We start from the raw sequence: 20572 nt of genomic DNA, 5'->3' as shown, positions 1-20572 counted from the left end.
TCAGTTGAGCACACCGAGCGCGCGCAACCGTCGATACAGGGTGCGCTCGCTCAACCCCAGCTCTTTCGCCAGCTCGCTGCGTGAGCCCTGAAATACGCTGAGCGCGTGGGCGAGCTTCTCCAGTTCGTCGCCCTGACGGCGATGCAGCACACGTCCCGCCTCGTTATGCCCGCGTACTTCGTCAGGCAGATCCTGCACGCGAATCAGCCCGTCGTCGGTGAACAATCGGGCACGGTCGAGAATATTGCGCAGCTCACGGATATTGCCGGGGTAGCTGTACAACCGCAGCAGCTTCATGGCTTCGGTATCGATACGCGGTATCGGCCCCTGCGAGCTGCGCTGTAACAGGCTGTCGATCAACAGCGCCAGGTCATCAGTGCGCTCGCGCAACGCGGGCAGGCGGATCGGGAAGGCACTGATGCGATAGAACAGGTCCTGCCGGAAACTTCCCTCGGCCACCATGTCCTTGAGTGGCTTGTGAGTTGCGGTGACCAGCCGGAAGTCAGAATGCACCGTTCTCAGACTGCCCACCGGCCGGAAGCTGCCCGACTCGATCAGCCGCAGCAGTTTGACCTGCATCGCCAATGGCACCTCACCAATCTCGTCGAGAAACAGCGTGCCGCCATGCGCCGCTTCGGCCAGGCCGGTCTTGCGTTGCAGCGCTCCAGTGAATGCGCCCTTTTCGTAGCCGAATAGCTCGCTCTCCAGCAGCGTTTCGGTCAGCCCGGTGCAGTCCACGACCACCAGTGGTCCGGCGGAGCGCGAGCTGCTGGCGTGCAGAGCGCGAGCGAACAGCTCCTTGCCAGTGCCGGACTCGCCCTGCAGCAATACCGGAATCTGCGCGGGCGCGGCGCGTTGCAGCGCAGCCAGGACCTCCTTGAACGCGGCTGACCGACCCACCAGCCCATGCCGCTGAGGCTGAACCGAGGCCACGGCCACCGAACTTAGCCGCTCGACGTAGGCAATCACTTCGCCCCGATCGCCCAGGATCGGACGCAGCTCGACATCCACATGTTCAGGACCACGCGGGGTGTGGTGAATATGCAGCAGGCGCTCCGGCAGCTTCGTTTCGTGCGCCTTGCGCATGGGGCAGTGCTCGCCGGCCTGATCGCAGGGCACCGCGTATTGATGCGACACCCGATAACACTTCTCGCCCACATGCGGCACGCCCTCGACCCCGAACTGACGCTGGTAGGCAGTGTTCGCAGCAATGATGTTGTAGTCGGTGTCGAGCACGATGGTAGGACGCGCATCGTGTTCAAGGTAGGACACCAGTGACTGCATGCGGCTGCCAGACGAGTCGGTGGCGATGAGAGACATAAAAGTTCCTGTTCCGGTCGCAGGGTAAGCGTGGCGAAGCTTATCCCATCGGGCTGCCAGATACTGCCAATGACTGCCACTTTACTGCCAGAAAGTGGCAGTAACGTCGAAAACCAGACACGTGCAGCGCTCTGCATCAACCTGACGAAAGCACTTCAAACAAGGGATCCAAGCCTGCTCTCGCTCCGGTTGGCATGCTACTTGTAATACTTGGTGAAACTGCCAACCGCCTTGCCTGCCACTGCGGGTATGAGCGATTTACAGTCAGGGAGATTCAAAGATGATCATCGGTGAAACGCTATACGTCGAAGCGCTGTTCGACAGCCACACCTGGACCGTCAGTTATCTGGTGATGGACCTGCCAAGCAAACAGTGCGCAATCATCGACAGCGTGCTCGATTACGATCCCAAATCCGGACGTACCCACACCGAGTCGGCCGACCGGATGATCGGCCGTGTGCGGGCCTTGCAGGCCTCGGTGCAGTGGATTCTGGAAACCCACGTGCACGCCGATCACCTGTCCGCTGCGGCCTATCTGAAAGAACACCTTACCGGGCAGATCGCAATCGGCCGGCACATTACCCAGGTTCAGGAAACCTTCGGCGCGCTGTTCAACGCCCCGGCCGACTTTGCCCGCGATGGCAGCCAGTTCGATGTGCTGCTGGACGATGGCGCGACATTCGCCATCGGCTCTTTGCAAGCCCGCGCGCTGCACACACCGGGGCATACGCCTGCGTGCATGAGCTATCTGGTCGAGATCGGCGGTCAGACCGTGGCGTTCGTCGGCGATACGCTGTTCATGCCCGACTACGGCACTGCGCGCTGCGACTTCCCCGGCGCCAGCGCACGCACGCTGTACCGATCGATCCGCAGGCTTCTGGACCTGCCGCCGCAGACCCTGCTGTTCATGTGCCACGACTACCTGCCCAACGGTCGGGCGCTCAAGTACATGACCACCGTGGCCGAACAGCGCGCCAGCAATATTCATGTGCGGGACGGCATCGACGAAAACGCCTTCGTCAGCATGCGCGAAGCCCGCGATGCGACGCTGGAAATGCCGGTGCTCATGCTGCCCTCGGTGCAGGTCAACATGCGTTGCGGGCACCTTCCCGAGCCTGAAGACAACGGCGTGCGCTACCTGAAAATCCCGCTCAACTCCCTCTGAATCCAGCCAGCTTCCGGACTTTCGTAATGACTGCCTCAAACACTTCCTGCCAGATTCTGATCGTCGGGGCCGGCGCTGCCGGCATCTCGACCGCCGCAAGCCTGCTCGCCCGCGACAAGAACCTGAACATCACGCTCATCGATCCGGCCGACACGCACTATTACCAGCCTGGCTGGACCATGGTCGGCGCAGGCATCTTCTCGCCCGAAGCCACCGCCCGCAGCATGGCGTCGCTAATTCCCGAGGGCGTGCAATGGATCAAAGCCGCCGTGGCGAGTTTCGAACCGCAGCTCAACAGCCTGACGCTGCAGGACGGCCGCACGCTCGGTTATCAGCAACTGGTGGTCTGCCCTGGGATCAAGCTGGACTGGGCCGCCATCGACGGGCTGGTCGAGACGCTGGGCAGCAACGGCGTGACCTCCAACTACCGATACGATCTGGCGCCCTACACCTGGAAGCTGGTTCAAAACCTGAAGCAAGGCCGTGCGCTGTTCACGCAACCACCGATGCCGATCAAGTGCGCGGGTGCGCCGCAAAAAGCCATGTACCTGTCCTGCGATCACTGGCGCAAGGCGGGTCGACAGGACCAGATCAAGACGCAATTCTTCAACGCCGGAGCCGTGCTGTTCGGCGTGGCGGATTATGTTCCGGCCCTCATGGAGTATGTCGATCGCTATACCATCGACCTGCAGTTCAGCCACAAACTGGTGGCGGTCGATGGGCCAGGCAAACGCGCCACTTTTGTCCGCACCGGTCCTGATGGCGTCAGTGAAACCGTCGAGCAGGGCTTCGAGATGCTGCACGTGGTGCCGCCTCAGACCGCACCGGACTTCATTCGTAACAGCCCGCTGGCTGACGCCGCAGGTTGGGTGGACGTGGATCCGGCCACGCTCCGTCACAAGCAGTTTGCCAATGTGCATGGCCTGGGTGACGCCACCAATACCAGCAACGCCAAGACTGCGGCCGCCGCCCGTAAGCAGGCGCCCGTGGTTGCGCACAACGTGCTGGTGGCGATGGGGCGTCTGTCTGATCCGGTTGCCTACGATGGCTATGGCTCGTGCCCGCTGACGGTCGAGAAAGGCAGGATTGTGCTCGCCGAATTTCTGTATGGCGGGAAAGTCGCGCCGAGCTTTCCACAATGGCTGCTCAACGGACGCCAGCCAACGCGTCTGGCCTGGTGGCTGAAAGAACGCGTGCTGCCGCCGCTCTACTGGCACGGCATGCTCAAGGGCCGCGAATGGCTGGCCAAACCGAAAAAGGCCGCTGCCAGACATGGATGAACATCAACTGCTGGGAGCGGGTCTGGGCGCGATCATTGGCGCGGTGCTGGCACTGACTGGCGCGGGCGGCGGCATTCTTGCGGTGCCGTTGCTGGTGTTCGGGCTCGGGTTGTCGATTGTCGAGGCAGCACCCGTTGGTTTGCTGGCTGTGGGTATGGCTGCTGGCGTGGGCGCGGTGCTGGGTTTGCGGCAAGGCATTGTGCGTTATCGCGCTGCGGCTTATATCGCCGGGATCGGCATCGTGATGGCGCCGATAGGGCTATGGCTGGCCCACCGTCTACCCAATGAACCGCTGGCGCTGATTTTCTCCGCCGTGTTGCTGTATGCCTGCGCACGCATGCTGCTCAGGGCGCAGCGTGAATTGCGCGACGGCAAACCCGCGCCGCGTGCCGACGTGCTGCCCTGTGTACTCAACCCGCTGCAAGGCCGACTGCGCTGGACCATGCCATGCCTGCGCGCGCTGACGATGACCGGCATCGGCTCGGGCCTGCTGTCCGGCCTGCTCGGCGTGGGCGGCGGCTTCGTGATCGTACCTGCGCTGACGCGCTACACCGATCTGGACATGAAAAGCGTCATGGCGACATCGTTGGCGGTGATTGCGCTCGTGTCGACCGGTAGTGTTGTCAGCGCTTCCTTGAGCGGCGTCATGCACTGGGACGTCGGACTGCCGTTTGCACTGGGCGCAATGGTCGGCCTGCTGGCGGGCAGGCAGATCTCGCGCTATCTGGCCGGGCCTCGGTTGCAGCAGTTGTTTGCCGGATGCGGGATTGTTGCGGCAGGCATGCTGGCCGTCTCAGCGCTGTCGACCTGATGATCCTGCCCATGCTTCGCGCACATCGTTGTACACAAGTCCGCAAGACGCGCAAAACGGGGGCAAAAACGAACGTGACTGACTCAATGCATACCCCGTGGTCGCAGCAAGACTCGGGTATAACGCTGAGCACAAGCATGGGCATGATCGGCTTGCTTGAGATCACGCTGATCGTTCCTACGCTCCGCGTGGGAATGCCGCTCAGGACGCTCCGCGTCCGCTCTTGAATGTGGCGCAGAGGCGTGGACAAGCTCCAGCGTTATCCACGTCATGCGCTCGGCTCACTGAATCCGCAATCTGTGCCATTTGTGACGCGGAGCGTCACGGGAGGCATGCCCACGCGGAGCGATGGGCACGATCAGTGTCGAGGCGGACTTGTGTATAACGATGAGCGCGGAGCGGGAACGATCATTGGGCAGTGTTCTGCAATCCGGCCAACAGCAGCCTTTGATACAGCTCTTCGCGCAATCCCTGAGGCTGATCAAGCTGCATGCGCTGCAGATGCTCCCTGTACGCATCAGGCTCCGGCGCGTCGAGCGTGGCCTTGCCCAGCTCCAGAATCTCGGTGATCTTGAATTTGCCCTTGAGCCAATTCAAGGCTCTCAGCAGGTCGCGCTCCTGGGGGGTGAAGTCGCAGCCCAGCGGGTATTCAGTGAACAGCGCGGGATAGCGTGACGCAATGTCCTGCAGACGCTCTGGCGTGTTTTGAGTGAAGCGCGGATCCAGGCTGAAATTCTTTGGCAGTTTGCCAGCCTTTTGTGCCTGTTCGATCAGGCCACCTTGAAAGCGCGAGTCAGTAATGTTCAACAACCGCTCGATGACGGTCGCATCCGTCTGACCCCGCAAGTCGGCGATGCCATATTCGGTCACAACGATGTCGCGCAGGTGTCGGGGGATGGTCGTGTGGCCGTATTCCCAGACGATATTAGAGCTAGTCTCGCCGCCCGACTCACGCCAGCTGCGCAGCATCAGAATCGAGCGAGCGCCTTCCAGTGCATGGGCCTGAGCGACGAAGTTGTACTGCCCGCCTACACCACTGAGCACACGTCCATCTTCAAGCTGATCGGCCACTGCCGCGCCCATCAGCGTAACGGTAAAGGCACTGTTGATGAACCGCGCATCGCGGCGCTGCAAGCGCTTGAGTTCTTCATGGCCATACAGTTCGTTGATGTAGCTGATGGCGGTCATGTTGAATTGCGCCAGCCGCTCGGCAGGCAGCTCGCGCAGTCGCTCGTAGAAGCTGGTCGGGCCGAGGAAGAAGCCGCCGTGCACCACGACGCCATCGGGATGAGCGTTTTCATCCAGCGTGCCCATGTTGGCCAGCCGCTGCAGCTCGGCATCGGGGTACACCTTGCGCCGGATGATCCCGGCATCGGCCAGCACCAGCAGACCGTTGACGAACATTTCGCTGCAGCCGTACAGACCGCTGGCAAAGGGCTGCATCCCGCCTTCACGGTCAATCAGGGTCTGCCAGTTGCTCATGTTCAACTCGGCCAGCAAGGCGCGCCAGGTTTCGTTGTCCGCCTGACGGGCCAGCAACGCGCCGGTCAGCGCATCGCCCATAGAGCCGATGCCGATTTGCAGCGTGCCACCATCACGCACCAGGGTGCTGGTGTGCAAGCCGATCAAATGGTCCTGATAACCCACCGGCATGTTCGGGGTGGAGAACAGCGTGCTGCGCTCTTCTTCGTCCAGCAGCAGGTCGAACGCCACGCTATCCAGTTCCGAGTCGCCGGGCATGTAGGGCAAATCCGAGTGCACCTGCCCAAGTATCAGAATGGTCTCGCCCGCCGTCCGGCGCTTGGCGATCATCGGCAGCAGGTCCAGGGTCACGTCCGGGTTGCAACTGAGGCTCAGTTTGCCGGGCCGTTGATCGTCACGCGCCACCAACTGAGCGACAAGGTTCAGGCCACAGGCATTGATGTCGCGGGCGGCGTGACTGTAATTGCTGCTGACGTAGTCCTGCTGGGCGGACTCGCTGTTGAGCAGGCTGCCTGGCTGCATGAAAAACTGCTGAACACGGATATTGTCCGGCAGGCTGTCGCGGCGCAGTGCAGCCAGAAAATCGAGTTCGGGATAATCACCGAAAGTGCGTTCCAGAAATGGCTCAAGGAAGCGCGCCTGCAAGCCTTCGCCCGGTGTCGGGCGGCCCAGGCTCAACGCGGTGTAGATGGTCAGCCGCCGCTCGGGCAATTCACTGATCCGTTGATACAGCGCGTTGACGAAACGGTTGGGCTTGCCTAACCCCAGCGGCATGCCGAGACGAATGTGCTCGGGCAACTGCGAAAGAACATGATCAACGGCGTGCTCAATGGAACAGGACTGCGGCATCCCAGCTCTCCTGATTTGTTGTTGGATGCAGCTTGGACAGGTGCGGGCGGGAAAGTGCTGCGTGGGGTGTGATTAACCGTGCGGCTCGTTCCCAACATGGGCACGATCAGCACGATTAACAAGCATGATTACTTCAACCCGGACATCTTCTCAATTGCAGCCTTGAGTTCTTCATCAGAGCAATCGCCACAGGTGCCTTTGGGCGGCATGGCGTTGATGCCGGTGATGGCCTTGGCCAGCAGGCCGTCAAGGCCGCCTTCTTTCTGGGACCGCTCGGTCCAGGCTGCCGTGTCGCCGATTTTTGGCGCATTGGGCATGACGCCGCTGTGGCAAACGGTGCAGTGCTTGGCGATCACATCGTCTGCCGACCGTGCACCACCGCCTACAGCCGAGCCGACAACCTGCACTCCCGGACATTCCTTGCCTTGGATACAGACTTGCCCGACCGGCTCGAGGCGCCTGGCGATCTCTTCATTGCTCGCCGCCTGAGCATTGAGCGCCCAGAATGCCAGCGCCGCGGCGACGGCCAGAAGCTTGTTTGTCAGGTTCACGCTAACGCCCTCAAGGTGACTGGATCACACCTGCGGAACGGGCTGGCAGGCTGAAAAAGTATAGCGGTCAGCTGGCGGAGCCGAAATGCGCCCGCAGTCGGAAAGATGCATTCGGCGACGAACACGATCCGCTGCCACGACGCCGCAAAGCGCCTGAAAGCGGGCCTGCGGATCAACGGCGGTCAGAAGTTGGCAGGGGTGGCTGCGCTGATTAGTCGCGCCGGGGCGTCGAACGGATTGCGAAAACGGTGCGGACGGGTGCTTTCGAAGTAATAGCTGTCGCCGACCTCGAGGATGTAGGTGTCCAGACCGACCACCAGTTCCAGGCGCCCTTCGACGATGATTCCGGTTTCCTCACCCTCATGAACCAGCATTTCCTCACCCGTGTCGGCACCCGGCGGGTAGGTCTCGGTCAGAAACGCAATGGCACGTCCCTGATGCGATTTGCCGACCAGCTTCATGGTCACCGCACCGTCCGAGATATCGATCAGTTCGCTGGCCTTGTAAACCACCTGAGTCGGGTTCTCGGCTTCGACTTCTTCGGAAAAGAATTCGACCATCGACATGGGAATACCGCCCAGCACCTTGCGCAGGGAGCTGATCGACGGGCTGACGCTGTTTTTCTCGATCATGGAAATGGTGCTATTGGTCACGCCTGCACGCTTGGCGAGTTCACGCTGGGACAGGCCCTTGAGCTTGCGGATCGATTGCAGTCGTTCACCCACGTCCAATGCGGTATTCCCCCGGATTCAGTCAGGTCAGGTTGTTATGAACGCCATGATGGCACAGCGTTCGATATTTACAACACTCGACCGGCGACCGGGCCATGAGGGGCGGTGGCTGTTGAAAGGCGTTACGGCTCAGCCTTCGGAATAGACTCGCGGCACTCGGCGCAGATTGCAGAAGATCTGATAGGGAATGGTGCCCGCGTGTGCAGCTACGTCGCTGGCCAGCACGTTCTTGCCCCAGAGTTCGACGCGACTGCCCAGGCCAGCCTGAGGCACACCGGTCAGATCGACGCTGAGCATGTCCATGGACACACGGCCTACGAGCCTGGAGGGCTGGCCGTCGATGAATACCGGTGTTCCGGTCGGTGCCTGACGCGGGTAACCGTCGGCGTAACCCATGGCCACTACGCCAATGCGCGAAGGACGATCTGTCACGAAGGTAGCGCCGTAACCCACAGGCTCACCTGCAGCCAGCTCGCGGACGCTGATGATCTTCGACTCCAGCGTCATGACCGGTTGCAGGCGATCCGCCAGCGGCTGCGACTCGCCGAACGGCGTGGCGCCATAGAGCATGATGCCGGGCCGTACCCAGTCACTGTGGATGGTCGGCCAGCCCAGTACGGCGGGCGAGTTTTTCAGGCTGGTCTCTGCCGCGAGTCCCTCACGAGCCGCTTCAAACACCGCGACCTGATCATCGCTGGTCGAACAGTTCAATTCGTCGGCACGCGAAAAATGGCTCATCAGCACAATCCTGGCCACCTTGCCGGTTGCCAGCAGACGCTGATACGCGCTGCGGTACTCCGACGGATGCAGGCCGACACGGTGCATGCCGGTGTCCAGCTTGAGCCACACCATGATGGGCCTGGCAAGACGTGCCTGCTCGACCGCCTCCAGCTGCCACATCGAGTGCACGACCGTCCACAGGTCATGTTGAGCAATCAGCGCCAGCTCATCGGCCTCGAAAAAACCTTCCAGCAGCAAAATCGGCGCGGTGATACCGGCGGCACGCAACTCCAGCGCTTCTTCGATGCACGCGACTGCAAACCCGTCCGCCATCGCTTCCAGCGCCTGCGCGACACGCACGGCACCATGGCCGTAGGCATCGGCCTTGATCACGGCGAGCGCTTTCGCACCGGCGCTTTCGCGGGCCAACTGGTAGTTGTGACGCAGGGCTTGAAGATCGACAAGGGCGCGGGCTGGACGCATGAGAAAGGTATTGCCTGAAGAGGTTGTAAAAAAGCCCGACGCCGAGGGTGCGTCGCCGGGCCAGGAAAAACGTTACGGCAGTGCAGCGACCACCGACAGCTCGACCAGAATTTCCGGTTCGCACAACTTGGCTTCGACGGTAGCGCGGGCCGGAGCGACGCCTTTTGGCAGCCACTTGTCCCACACGCTGTTCATGCCTGCGAAGTCGGCATCGATGTCTTTCAAGTAAATGGTCACGGACAGGATACGGGTCTTGTCGGTGCCTGCCAGATCGAGCAGACGCTCGATGCTGTCCAGCGTTTCCTGGGTCTGCTTCTCGACACCGGCGGTCATGTCATCACCCACCTGGCCCGACAAATAGACGGTGCCGTTGTGGACGACGATCTGACTCATGCGCTCATTGGTGAGCTGGCGCTGGATTGACATGCTTTGCGTTCTCCTGGGTACTGCCATAGCGAGAGATATCAAGGCCTTCGGCACTGATCTGGGGTGTCTTGCGGGCCATGAGATCGGCGAGCAAACGGCCGGAACCGCACGCCATCGTCCAGCCCAACGTGCCGTGGCCGGTGTTGAGGAACAGGTTGCGGAACGGCGTGGCACCCACGATCGGCGTGCCATCCGGCGTGGTGGGACGCAGCCCGGTCCAGAAACTGGCCTGGGTCAGGTCGCCGCCCTGAGGATAGAGGTCACCGACGATCATCTCCAGTGTTTCGCGCCGACGCGGGTTGAGCGACAGGTCAAAACCGGCGATTTCAGCCATGCCGCCGACCCGGATGCGGTTGTCGAAACGGGTGATCGCGACCTTGTAGGTCTCGTCGAGAATGGTCGAGGTCGGGGCCATGGCCGCATTGGTGATCGGGATGGTCAGCGAGTAGCCCTTGAGCGGGTAGACCGGAGCCTTGATGCCCAGCGGCTTGAGCAGCTTCGGCGAGTAGCTGCCCAGCGCAAGCACATAGCGGTCAGCGGTTTCCAGCTTGCCGTCGATCCACACACCGTTGATGCGGTCACCGGCAAAATCCAGACGCTCGATGCTCTGCCCGTAACGGAATTCGACGCCCAGTTTCTCGGCCATTTCGGCCAGACGCGTGGTGAACAGTTGGCAATCGCCGGTCTGGTCGTTGGGCAGGCGCAGCGCACCGCTGAGTATTCCGGTCACGCCCGCCAGCGCGGGTTCGACGCGGGCGATGCCTTCGCGGTCGAGCAACTCGTAAGGCACGCCGGACTGCTCGAGCACGGCAATATCCTTGGCGGCGTTATCGAGTTGCGCCTGAGTGCGGAACAACTGGGTGGTGCCCAGGCTGCGGCCTTCGTAAGCGATGCCGGTTTCCAGACGCAACTCGTCGAGACAGTCGCGGCTGTACTCGGACAGACGCACCATACGCTCCTTGTTCACGGCATACCGGCTGGCCGTGCAGTTGCGCAGCATCTGCGCCATCCACAGGTATTGATCGATATCGGCCGTGGCCTTGATCGCCAGCGGGGCGTGGCGTTGCAACAGCCACTTGATCGCCTTGAGCGGCACACCCGGCGCAGCCCACGGCGACGCGTAGCCCGGCGAGACCTGACCGGCGTTGGCAAAACTGGTTTCCATGGCGGCAGCAGGCTGACGGTCGACCACCGTGACCTGAAAGCCTGACCGCGCCAGATAATAGGCACTGGTTATACCGATCACACCACTACCAAGGACCAGAACGCGCATGTCGATGACCTCATCGCGGATATCCGCTGACGTTTTGAAGTTTTAAGCAAGGATGTGGCCAGTATATTGAGCATCGAGCAGTGCTTTTAACTGTATAAATGCCTATATTCGGAGGTAATCCACGGCAAAGATCGCTTTCGTAGAGGGGATATCAACCTTGCGCACCCAACACCAGTCAAAACGTGAGCTGGACAAGATTGATCGCAATATCCTGCGAATCCTGCAGGCGGATGGACGCATCTCGTTCACCGAACTGGGCGAGCGGGTCGGCCTGTCGACCACGCCCTGTACCGAGCGGGTCCGCAGGCTCGAACGCGAGGGGATCATCATGGGCTACAACGCCCGGCTGAACCCGCAAAGCCTCAAGGCCAGCCTGCTGGTATTCGTGGAGATCAGCCTGGATTACAAGTCCGGCGACACATTCGAGGAGTTCCGCCGCGCGGTGCTGAAATTGCCCCACGTGCTGGAGTGTCATCTGGTGTCGGGCGACTTCGACTATCTGGTGAAAGCGCGCATTTCCGAGATGGCGTCCTACCGGAAACTGCTGGGCGACATCCTGCTCAAGCTGCCGCACGTGCGCGAGTCCAAGAGCTACATCGTGATGGAAGAAGTGAAAGAGAGCCTGAACCTGCCGATTGCCGACTGAGCCGACCCGCTACACCAGCACCTGTCGGGTCGAAGCAATGTAGGTGTGGACCTGTTTTTCGACCCGGGGATGGATCAGTTCGACAGGGCGGCGGCCGTTGGGGCATGGCAGGGTTTCAGTGGTGCCGAACAGGCGGCAGATCAGCGGACGCTCGTCGTACACCGTGCAGCCCTGAGGCCCGAGGTGCACACAGTTCAGCTCGTTCAATGCCGCTTCCTGCTCGGCGGCAGTCTTGCGCGGCAGGCGGGCCATTTCTTCGGACGAGGTGGTGACCGGACCGCAGCAGTCGTGGCAGCCAGGCACGCACTCGAACGAGGGAATCTGGCGGCGCAGCTCGCGGACTTTCTGAAGGTTGCAGCTCATTGAAACAATCACCCGGACACAATGCAGGGATTTTGCCTGAGTTGGCAGGTCCGTGACAGCAGCTTATCCTGCCGAGACTTCACAGCGCCGCCAACAGGACATGTCCATGAACGCCCGCGTTCAGCACCCTACCCATCAAGACTCGCACACCGCTTCGTACTACGCCGCCAGCAGCCATCCGCAACCGGATCATCCGGCATTGCAAGGCGAGGTGAAGGTCGATGTGTGCGTGGTCGGCGGCGGGTTCTCCGGGCTCAACACGGCCATAGAACTGGCCGAGCGCGGTTTGAGCGTGGCGTTGCTGGAAGCGCGCAGGATCGGCTGGGGCGCCAGCGGGCGCAATGGCGGTCAGTTGATTCGCGGCGTTGGGCATGGCGTCGAGCAGTTCGCCAATGTCATCGGTAACGACGGGGTGCGTCAGCTCAAGCTGATGGGCATCGAAGCGGTCGAAATCGTGCGCCAGCGGGTTAAAAGGCATGGCATCGATTGCGCGTTGAAGTGGGGTTACTGCGACCTGGCCAACAAACCGCGTGACATGACTCATCTGGCCGAAGACGCCGAAGAGCTGCGCAGCTTGGGATATCGGCATGAGCTGAAACTGGTGCCGCCTGACCAGATGCGCAGCGTGGTCGGCTCGGATCGTTATGTCGGCGGCCTGATCGACATGGGCTCGGGGCATTTGCATCCCTTGAATCTGGCGTTGGGCGAAGCTGCGGTGGCGAAGTCGCTGGGTGTGCAGTTGTTCGAACATTCCGAGGTGACGCGCATCGACTACGGCCCGCAGGTCAAGGTGCACACCGCGCAGGGCTCGGTGCTGGCCAAGACTCTGGTGCTGGGCTGCAACGCTTACCTGAAGGACCTTAACCCGGAGATCAGCGGCAAGGTACTGCCCGCAGGCAGCTACATCATTGCGACCGAACCCTTGAGCCCGGCGCAAGCCAGTGAGTTGCTGCCGCAGGACATGGCGGTCTGCGACCAGCGCGTGACGGTGGATTACTACCGGCTTTCAGCTGACCGGCGCCTGCTGTTCGGCGGCGCCTGTCATTATTCGGGCCGTGACCCGCAGGACATTGCCGCTTACATGCGACCGAAAATGCTGGAGGTGTTCCCGCAACTGGCTGGCGTGAAGATCGATTATCAGTGGGGCGGCATGATCGGCATCGGGGCCAACCGCCTGCCGCAGATCGGTCGGCTAAGGGATCAGCCAAACGTGTACTACGCCCAGGCCTATTCCGGCCACGGCGTGAACGCCACGCACCTGGCGGGCCGCCTGTTGGCCGAAGCCATCGCCGGACAGCACAGCGATGGCTTCGAACTGTTCGCGAAGGTCCCGCACATGACCTTTCCCGGCGGCAAACACCTGCGCTCGCCGCTGCTGGCGCTGGGCATGCTCTGGCACCGTTTGAAAGAGCTGCGTTGACCCGCGCTATTCCCTCCAGAAAGATTTCATTGCCTCGACTCTGGCCTGCCGAAAGTCGATGCCGATATCGCGAAGCTGGTCATCCGTCAGTTCCAGCAATGCGCGGCGCGATGTCCAACGATGACGATACAGCGCCCAGCGGCTCATGCCCGTCGGCACGCAGACGCGGTTGTTCTGAACGGCCTTGAACATCACTGGCTGGCTCTCGTTCAGTTCCTGGCTGTGAAACGCTAATCGTACGTCGCTGAACCCGTTCATTTCCGGTTCCTCCATCAGGGTGGGTTTCCATCGCTCAACACACGCCAGCCCTGACAACGATCGTTCCCAACGCTTGAGTGGTGAGCGTGAATCCATGATGACGGGGATTGCCAAACCAATACAGATTCAAAATCCTCTTATATTTTCCATACAGAAGATTCAAAACGATCTCTGAATGCTGTATTTTCGCACCATCTGTATGGTTCTCAAAAAAGCACTCAACCGAGAGTACGCCATGACCCTGTACGTCAACCTTGCCGAAATGCTGGGCTCGCGGATCGAAAAGGGTTTCTATCGCCCCGGTGACCGTCTGCCTTCCGTGCGCGCGCTCAGCGTTGAACATGGCGTCAGCCTGAGTACAGTGCAGCAGGCATACAGGGTGCTGGAGGACAGTGGACTGGCGACACCGAAACCCAAATCAGGCTATTTCGTTTCGGCTTCCCGCCAGGCTCCGGCGCTTCCCGTAGTGGGGCGTCCGGTGCAGCGGCCTGTGGATATCTCGCAGTGGGATCAGGTGCTGGACCTGATCCGGGTATCGCCCCGTGAGGCGGTCACCCAACTGGGGCGCGGGATGCCGGACGTGTCCAGCCCGACCCTGAAACCGCTGATGCGCGCGCTGGGCCAGTTGAGTCGCCATCAGGACATGCCCGGTCTGTATTACGACAACATCCATGGCGTGCATACACTTCGCGAACAGATCGCCCGCCTGTTGCTCGACTCCGGCTGCAACCTGACCGCCAATGACCTGATCATTACCTCGGGCTGTCACGAAGCGCTGTCGGCAAGCATCCGCGCCGTCTGCTCGCCCGGTGACATCGTGGCGGTGGATTCGCCGAGCTTTTTCGGCGCCATGCAGACCCTCAAGGGCCTGGGCATGAAGGCGCTGGAAATCCCCACTGACCCGCTGACCGGCATCAGCCTTGAAGCACTGGAACTGGCACTGGAGCAATGGCCGATCAAGGCGATTCAGTTGACGCCCAGCTGCAACAATCCATTGGGCTACGTGATGCCGGAAGAGCGCAAGCGAGCCCTGTTGATGCTGGCGCAGCGTTTCGACGTGGCAATCATCGAAGACGATGTGTACGGCGATCTGTCCTTCACCTACCCGCGTCCACGCACCATCAAGTCTTTCGACGAAGACGGTCGCGTGTTGCTGTGCAGTTCGTTTTCCAAGACCCTCGCGCCGGGTTTGCGCATCGGCTGGGTCGCGCCGGGCCGTTACCTGGAGCGGGTGCTGCACATGAAATACATCGGCACCGGCTCGACTGCGCCGCAGCCGCAACTGGCGATTGCCGACTTCATCGAAGGCGGGCATTACGAACCGCACCTGCGCCGCATGCGCACGCAGTACCAGCGCAGCCGCGACGTAATGATCGATTGGGTCATGCGCTATTTTCCGCAGGGCACGCGGGTCAGCCGTCCGCAGGGCAGCTTCATGCTGTGGGTGGAACTGGCCGAGGACTTCGACACCGTGCGCCTCAATCGCGCACTGCTGAGCAAGAACGTACAGATCGCCGTGGGCAGTATCTTTTCCGCCTCGGGCAAGTACCGCAATTGCCTGCGCATGAACTACGCTGCCAAGCCGACACCGAAAATCGAGAGCGCAGTACGCATCGTTGGCGAGACGATCTCGCAGCTGATTGCGCAAAATGACTGACGTTGGCAAATTTTTCCCGCTTTTGCCGGTCTTATCGCCAAGTCGAGCCAAGCCTGGTTGTGGATATCAATTTGAAGAACTCATGGGCCTTGCCCTTTTCACTGCTGGTCGCGCTGTGCGTCAGCGGTTGCGCACATCAAGCACCGCTCGGTGAGCCAAGCCAGGCCATTGCGTCTTCGGATTCAGCCTTCGGCCGGTCGATCCAGGCGATGGCGCAGCCTCACGAAGGGCGCTCGGGCTTTCGCCTGCTGCCCGACAGCAGTGACGCGTTCAAGGCGCGTGCCGAGCTGATCCGCAATGCCAAAAGCAGCCTCGATCTGCAGTACTACATCGTCCATGACGGCCTGAGCACCCGGGCGCTGATCGACGAACTGCTCAACGCCGCCGACCGTGGCGTGCGCGTGCGCATCCTGCTGGACGACACCACCAGCGACGGCCTGGATCAGGCTATCGCCACCCTCGCCGCGCATCCGAACATTCAGATTCGCCTGTTCAATCCGCAGAATCTGGGGCGCGAGACGGGCATCACCCGCAGCCTCGGCAGACTGATGAATCTCTCGCGCCAGCATCGACGCATGCACAACAAGCTGTGGCTGGCGGACAACAGCGTGGCTATCGTCGGCGGGCGCAACCTGGGTGACGAATATTTCGACGCCGAGCCCAACCTGAATTTCACCGACATCGACATGCTCAGCGTCGGACCGGTCGCCGAACAGCTGGGACACAGCTTCGATCAGTACTGGAACAGCACGCTGAGCAAGCCGATCGATGACTTCATGTATTTCCTGCCGGACACCAAGGACTTGGCCAAGGCCAGAAAACGGTTGGCGGCCTCGCTGGAGGAGGCGCATCAGCAGCACAAGGCGCTGTATGAGCGCCTGATGGCGTACAAGACCGAACCGCGCATGAAGACCTGGCTCAACGAGCTGGTCTGGGCCTGGAACCAGGCGCTGTGGGACGCGCCGACCAAGGTGCTCGCGCAGGGTGAGCCTGACCCGCATCTGCTGCTGACCACCCAACTGGCCCCGGAACTGCTCAATACCCGCAAGGAACTGATGCTGATCTCGGCCTACTTCGTGCCGGGTCAGGAAGGTCTACTGTACCTCACCGGCCGCGCCGATGCGGGTGTGGACGTCAGTCTGCTGACCAACTCGCTGGAAGCCACCGATGTACCCGCCGTGCACGGAGGTTATGCACCCTATCGCAAGGCGCTGTTGGAACATGGCGTCAAGCTGTTCGAACTGCGCCGCCAGCCGGGCGATGTCGAAACCATGCGCGGCAGCGGTCCGCACCTGTTCAGGAAAAGCCAGTCGCTGGTCAGCTCCGAATCCAGCCTGCACAGCAAGGCGATGATTTTCGATCGCCGCAAGGTGTTCGTCGGCTCGTTCAATTTCGACCCGCGTTCGGTGCTGTGGAACACAGAGGTCGGTGTGCTGGTCGACAGCCCGGAGCTGGCCGAAGAGCTGCGTGAACTGACGCTGCAGGGTATGGCGCCTTCACTCACTTACCAGGCGAAGCTGGAAGACGGCAAGGTGGTCTGGGTGACCGAGGACAATGGCGTCATCCACACGCTGTACACCGAGCCCGGCGACTGGTGGCGCCGCTTCAACGCCTGGATGAGCAAGGCAATCGGCCTGGAGCGGATGCTCTAGGCCTGCGCAGCGCTCGCACCGAACGCCCCGCGCCTCATGGTCAGGACCAGCAGGCCAAACGCCCCTGCCGCCATCAACAGCGGCAAGGCATCGATGCTGATCCACTGACTGCCCGCGCCTGCGGCCAGAGGCCCGAGCAGACACCCTATACCCCAGAGCTGAGCCACGTGCGCGTTGGCCCGCACCAGCGCATCGTCGCGATAGCGTTCGCCGATCAGAATCAACGACAGCGTGAACAGGCCGCCGGCGCTGGCACCGAACAGCACCCACAGCGGCCATATCACCACGGTGTTTACCAGCAACGGAATGGCCAGACTGGACAGCATCAACGCGCTCGCGCAGCCGGTGAACAGCGTGCGGCGAGCGATCTTGTCTGCCAGCAGACCAATCGGCAGTTGCAGCACCGCGTCGCCGACCACGACAGCGCTGACCATCATCAAGGCGATTTCAGGCGTGAAGCCATGCCGAATGCAGTAGATCGGCAGCAGCGTCAGGATCAGCGCCTCGAACGCTGCAAACAGCGCAACCGCCCCCGCGATGGCCGGCATGCTGCGACAGAACCCGAGCAGGTCGGGAAAGGTAACGCTGGCTGACTCTGTGGAAGGGGCACCGGTTCGGCCCAGCAGGAGCAACGGGGAACACGTCATGAGCAGCACGCCAATCCAGAAGCCGTAGTCGGCCTCGGTGCCGATGACGCCCAGCAACAGCGGGCCTGCCAACTGACTGAGTGCGTAAGTGCTGCCATACAGCGCGACCAGTCTTCCGCGCAGGCGCTCGATCACCAACTGATTGATCCAGCTTTCACCCAGCACGAAAACGATGGTCAGGATCATCCCCAGCATCAGGCGCAGGACCAGCCAGACCGGGTAGTACGGCAGCAACGCCAAAGCCCCGACTGACACCGCCCCGCTCCACAGACACAGCCGCATCAGGTTGGCCGTCCCGAACCGCGAGGCCAGCGCACTGGCAACGCCTGCGCCAACCAACACACCGACCGCAGGCATCGCCGCCATGACGCCGATGGCAAACGTACCGTATCCCCAGTCCGCGAGCCTCAGCGAAACCAGCGGCATACTGACGCCAATAGCCAGACCGACACTAAGGATCGAGGCCAGAACGGCAAAATAAGTACCCCAACGCATTTCCGTGTTCCTGCGGGTGAAGATTCAAAGCCGAAAGCTGATCGTGCTCATGGCTCTGCGTCACATTCGAGAGCGGACGCGGAGCGTCCTGGGCAGCGTTACCACGCAGAGCATGGGAACGATCAAGCGCCCCCGTGCTGAGCGGGGACGCTTAAGGAGAACAACTGACTTACAGCTTGATCCAGGTCGCTTTTAGCTCGGTGTATTTGTCGAACGCGTGCAGTGACTTGTCACGGCCGTTGCCCGACTGCTTGAAGCCACCGAACGGCGCAGTCATGTCGCCACCGTCGTACTGGTTGATCCAGACACTACCGGCGCGCAGGGCCTTGGCGGTCAGGTGCGCCTTGGAGATGTTGGAAGTCCACACAGCAGCGGCCAGGCCGTATTGCGTGTCGTTGGCAATTTCGATGGCCTCTTCGGCGGTGTCGAAAGTCAATACCGACAACACAGGCCCGAAGATTTCTTCCTGAGCGATTCTCATGGCGTTGTTCACGCCGTCGAAGATCGTCGGCTCGACATAGGTGCCGCCGGTTTCTTCCATGATGCGCTTGCCGCCCGCGACCAGTTTGGCGCCATCGGCATGACCGGCTTCGATGTAGGACAGCACGGTGTCCATCTGCTGGGTATCGACCAGCGCACCGACATTGGTGGCCGGGTCCAATGGGTTGCCCGGTTTCCAGCCCTTGAGGGCTTCGATGACCAGCGGCAGAAAACGGTCCTTGATGGAACGCTCGACCAACAGACGCGACCCGGCTGTGCACACCTCGCCCTGGTTGAAGGCAATCGCACTGGCCGCGGCGTGGGCGGCGGCCTCCAGATCAGGCGCATCGGCAAACACGATGTTCGGGCTCTTGCCGCCCGCTTCCAGCCAGACACGCTTCATGTTCGATTCGCCGGAGTAGATCATCAATTGCTTGGCGATCTTCGTCGAACCGGTAAACACCACGGTATCCACGTCCATGTGCAGCGCCAGCGCCTTGCCGACGGTGTGACCGTAGCCCGGCAGCACGTTGAGCACGCCCGCGGGAATGCCCGCCTCGATGGCCAGTTGCGCAATACGAATGGCCGTCAGCGGCGATTTTTCCGAAGGCTTGAGCACTACGGAGTTACCCGTCGACAGCGCAGGACCGAGCTTCCAGCAGGCCATCATCAGCGGGAAATTCCACGGTACGATAGCAGCGACCACACCGACCGGCTCGCGCGTCACGAGACCCAACTGATCATGGGGGGTCGCAGCGACTTCGTCATACAGCTTGTCGATGGCCTCGCCACTCCAGCTCAGCGCGTTGGCGGCACCTGGAATGTCGACACCCAGCGAGTCGCTGATCGGCTTGCCCATGTCCAGCGTTTCAAGCAGCGCCAGCTCGTCGGCATTCTGCTTGAGCAGCCCTGCGAAACGGATCATGGCCGCCTTGCGTTTGGACGGAGCCAGACGCGACCAGACGCCCGAGTTGAAGGTGCTGCGAGCACTGGCGATGGCCCGCTCGGCGTCGGTAGCATCGCAACTGGCAATACTGGCCAGGACGCGGCCATCCACCGGACTGATGCATTCAAAGGTTTCGCCGGACGCAGCGTGTGTGTACTCACCCTGAATGAAGGCGCGACCTTCGATCTTCAGGTTCTGGGCACGCTTTTCCCAGTCGGCGCGGGTCAGAGCGATCATGCAGATGTCCTCCTTGTTGAACAGGCGTGTGTCATGATTGATTAAAGACACATTTCGCAATTTCGGGGTGATCGCCACCCTAAACCAGCCGCGTAGCAAAACCAATATATTTGACACCCGTAACGCTAAATGTGCCTGTTTGTTGATTTTATTAAACGGGCAGACCGCTCGAAACGCGGCACTATTGCCCGCCGCGCCGCTCAAAACTCCATCATTCCAGCCCGAAGGACCCGCCATCATGAGCATCGAAAGCATTGTCGACTTCAGCGAAGCCAGCACCGCCGCCGAGCACTACCGGCCAGCACCGGAAAAGGTGTTCAAAGGCGATCCGCAACAAACCCTTTATAACCACTACAACAGCCCCTGCGGACAGATGAACGCCGGCGTCTGGCAGGGTGAGATCGGGCAATGGCAGGTCAACTACACCGAGCATGAGTACTGCGAGATCGTGCAGGGCGTTTCGGTACTGCGCGACGATCAGGGTCGCGCCAAGACGCTGCGGGCCGGAGACCGGTTCGTCATCCCGGCAGGTTTCAAGGGCACGTGGGAAGTGCTGGAGGCCTGTCGCAAGATTTATGTGGTGTTCGAGGCCTCAGATATAAATAAGTAACGCCAGGCGACGGGGCGAATGGATGACTCTGGGACTGTCCATTCCGGACATCATTCATAAGGATCATGTA

General features: G+C 61.3%; 19 protein-coding genes. 8 read left to right on the top strand and 11 right to left on the bottom strand.

The annotated features are described in order from the left end of the window. Nucleotides 1-1320: a sigma-54 interaction domain-containing protein gene (locus tag CFBP1590_RS00720; protein WP_088234289.1), complete on the bottom strand. Its 1320-nt coding sequence runs from the start codon at nucleotides 1318-1320 to the stop codon at nucleotides 1-3. Between the two features lie 280 nt (nucleotides 1321-1600). On the opposite strand from CFBP1590_RS00720, the gene CFBP1590_RS00715 reads away from it, so the two are divergent. Genes CFBP1590_RS00715 through CFBP1590_RS00705 form a run of 3 tightly spaced genes read left to right on the top strand, consistent with a single transcriptional unit; the run spans nucleotide 1601 to nucleotide 4576 of the window. Then, nucleotides 1601-2485 (top strand): MBL fold metallo-hydrolase, encoded by an 885-nt coding sequence (locus tag CFBP1590_RS00715; RefSeq protein ID WP_088234288.1) that lies wholly within the window; start codon nucleotides 1601-1603, stop codon nucleotides 2483-2485. A gap of 26 nt (nucleotides 2486-2511) precedes the next feature. Continuing rightward, complete coding sequence (locus CFBP1590_RS00710; protein ID WP_088234287.1) at nucleotides 2512-3765, top strand: NAD(P)/FAD-dependent oxidoreductase; 1254 nt, start codon at nucleotides 2512-2514, stop codon at nucleotides 3763-3765. Next, nucleotides 3758-4576, top strand: a complete 819-nt coding sequence (locus tag CFBP1590_RS00705; RefSeq protein ID WP_088234286.1) for a sulfite exporter TauE/SafE family protein — start codon at nucleotides 3758-3760, stop codon at nucleotides 4574-4576. The genes CFBP1590_RS00710 and CFBP1590_RS00705 overlap by 8 nt, the downstream gene beginning before the upstream one ends. Before the next feature lie 408 nt (nucleotides 4577-4984). On the opposite strand, the gene CFBP1590_RS00695 is transcribed toward CFBP1590_RS00705, so the two are convergent. The 6 genes from CFBP1590_RS00695 to dadA all read right to left on the bottom strand — a co-directional run bounded on the left by CFBP1590_RS00695 (nucleotide 4985) and on the right by dadA (nucleotide 11091). Then, entirely contained in the window at nucleotides 4985-6907 is a 1923-nt protein-coding gene (locus tag CFBP1590_RS00695; RefSeq protein ID WP_088234284.1) for an acetyl-CoA hydrolase/transferase C-terminal domain-containing protein, read from the bottom strand. A 128-nt stretch (nucleotides 6908-7035) separates the two neighbouring features. Further along, nucleotides 7036-7458 carry a c-type cytochrome gene (locus CFBP1590_RS00690; protein WP_088234283.1) on the bottom strand — a complete coding sequence of 141 codons (423 nt, stop codon included), beginning with the start codon at nucleotides 7456-7458 and terminating at the stop codon, nucleotides 7036-7038. 182 nt (nucleotides 7459-7640) lie between these two features. Continuing rightward, a complete protein-coding gene (locus tag CFBP1590_RS00685; RefSeq protein WP_043302906.1) occupies nucleotides 7641-8189 on the bottom strand; it encodes a cupin domain-containing protein in 549 nt (182 codons plus the stop codon). Between the two features lie 129 nt (nucleotides 8190-8318). Beyond that, nucleotides 8319-9392, bottom strand: a complete 1074-nt coding sequence (alr, locus tag CFBP1590_RS00680) for an alanine racemase (protein ID WP_029241358.1) — start codon at nucleotides 9390-9392, stop codon at nucleotides 8319-8321. 72 nt (nucleotides 9393-9464) lie between these two features. Continuing rightward, the gene (locus tag CFBP1590_RS00675; RefSeq protein WP_004887130.1) at nucleotides 9465-9818 is read right to left on the bottom strand and encodes a RidA family protein; all 354 of its coding nucleotides are present in this window, start codon (nucleotides 9816-9818) and stop codon (nucleotides 9465-9467) included. Further along, nucleotides 9790-11091 (bottom strand): D-amino acid dehydrogenase, encoded by a 1302-nt coding sequence (gene dadA, locus CFBP1590_RS00670; protein WP_004887131.1) that lies wholly within the window; start codon nucleotides 11089-11091, stop codon nucleotides 9790-9792. Before dadA ends, CFBP1590_RS00675 begins: the two co-directional genes overlap by 29 nt. A gap of 157 nt (nucleotides 11092-11248) precedes the next feature. On the opposite strand from dadA, the gene dadR reads away from it, so the two are divergent. After that, entirely contained in the window at nucleotides 11249-11737 is a 489-nt protein-coding gene (gene dadR, locus CFBP1590_RS00665; protein WP_004887134.1) for a transcriptional regulator DadR, read from the top strand. A gap of 9 nt (nucleotides 11738-11746) precedes the next feature. Here dadR and CFBP1590_RS00660 read toward each other — a convergent pair whose 3' ends face one another. Further along, nucleotides 11747-12100, bottom strand: a complete 354-nt coding sequence (locus tag CFBP1590_RS00660; protein WP_088234282.1) for a YkgJ family cysteine cluster protein — start codon at nucleotides 12098-12100, stop codon at nucleotides 11747-11749. Between the two features lie 106 nt (nucleotides 12101-12206). Here CFBP1590_RS00660 and CFBP1590_RS00655 point away from each other — a divergent pair, with 106 nt between their 5' ends. Continuing rightward, nucleotides 12207-13520: an NAD(P)/FAD-dependent oxidoreductase gene (locus CFBP1590_RS00655; RefSeq protein ID WP_088234281.1), complete on the top strand. Its 1314-nt coding sequence runs from the start codon at nucleotides 12207-12209 to the stop codon at nucleotides 13518-13520. A gap of 6 nt (nucleotides 13521-13526) precedes the next feature. Here CFBP1590_RS00655 and CFBP1590_RS00650 read toward each other — a convergent pair whose 3' ends face one another. Further along, entirely contained in the window at nucleotides 13527-13778 is a 252-nt protein-coding gene (locus CFBP1590_RS00650; protein ID WP_069142989.1) for a DUF1127 domain-containing protein, read from the bottom strand. Between the two features lie 235 nt (nucleotides 13779-14013). Here CFBP1590_RS00650 and CFBP1590_RS00645 point away from each other — a divergent pair, with 235 nt between their 5' ends. Next, nucleotides 14014-15435 (top strand): aminotransferase-like domain-containing protein, encoded by a 1422-nt coding sequence (locus tag CFBP1590_RS00645; RefSeq protein WP_088236343.1) that lies wholly within the window; start codon nucleotides 14014-14016, stop codon nucleotides 15433-15435. A 71-nt stretch (nucleotides 15436-15506) separates the two neighbouring features. Then, the gene (locus CFBP1590_RS00640) at nucleotides 15507-17087 is read left to right on the top strand and encodes a phospholipase D family protein (protein WP_025993193.1); all 1581 of its coding nucleotides are present in this window, start codon (nucleotides 15507-15509) and stop codon (nucleotides 17085-17087) included. On the opposite strand, the gene CFBP1590_RS00635 is transcribed toward CFBP1590_RS00640, so the two are convergent. Beyond that, entirely contained in the window at nucleotides 17084-18229 is a 1146-nt protein-coding gene (locus CFBP1590_RS00635; protein ID WP_088234280.1) for an MFS transporter, read from the bottom strand. The two genes, CFBP1590_RS00640 and CFBP1590_RS00635, sit on opposite strands and share 4 nt — an antisense overlap. A gap of 169 nt (nucleotides 18230-18398) precedes the next feature. Further along, the gene (locus CFBP1590_RS00630) at nucleotides 18399-19892 is read right to left on the bottom strand and encodes an aldehyde dehydrogenase (protein ID WP_029241365.1); all 1494 of its coding nucleotides are present in this window, start codon (nucleotides 19890-19892) and stop codon (nucleotides 18399-18401) included. A gap of 238 nt (nucleotides 19893-20130) precedes the next feature. On the opposite strand from CFBP1590_RS00630, the gene CFBP1590_RS00625 reads away from it, so the two are divergent. Then, nucleotides 20131-20502: a cupin domain-containing protein gene (locus CFBP1590_RS00625; protein WP_004887149.1), complete on the top strand. Its 372-nt coding sequence runs from the start codon at nucleotides 20131-20133 to the stop codon at nucleotides 20500-20502. Nucleotides 20503-20572 lie beyond the last annotated feature (70 nt).

Origin of the sequence: Pseudomonas viridiflava (assembly GCF_900184295.1) — a bacterium.
GTDB classification, from domain to species: domain Bacteria; phylum Pseudomonadota; class Gammaproteobacteria; order Pseudomonadales; family Pseudomonadaceae; genus Aquipseudomonas; species Aquipseudomonas viridiflava.
Note: the sequence above shows the minus strand (reverse complement) of the source record. Positions and strands in the feature narration are given on the sequence as shown.